Genomic DNA, 523 nt, shown 5'->3' with positions numbered 1-523 from the left:
GCCGTCCTGGCGAGGTCTACCGCCTCGACGCACAGGCGGTCAGGGGTACGGCTTCGCGTCGTCGCAGCACTCACAGGTCTCGCTTCTCTCCTACGCCGTATCACGGGTGCGCCGGCCGATTCGCGATTACGAGCCGCGGGCGGAGCGGACCAGAGGGCCGCATCGACGTCCGCGCCCGACCTCTCCTCGGGCACACCTACCGTCATCCATTCTGCGGGATGACGAAGAGGCGCGCGGCCGAGAACAGCCGCCGGTGGCGCGCTACGCACGCTACCCCCTCTGCCGCCCCCCGCCCACCTGCACGCCGCCTTTCCCGCTCTTCGGGCAACACCGCAACAAGGCCGTGACCCTGCGAGATCCGGCCTGTGACGGGTTCGGAACCCGCCAGGAATCCATCGGAAGTCCGCCGGAACAAATTCAGGGAACCGTTCTCGGATCCCTCCCGGACCCCCGGATCCACCTCGGGACCGGGCCTGGACCTGTCCGAAACCGCCCGCGCCCCGCCCGGAACCCGCCTGAAACC

Origin of the sequence: Streptomyces lushanensis, assembly GCF_001700515.1 — a bacterium.
Lineage (GTDB): Bacteria > Actinomycetota > Actinomycetes > Streptomycetales > Streptomycetaceae > Streptomyces > Streptomyces lushanensis.
This window is presented reverse-complemented; position numbering follows the sequence as displayed.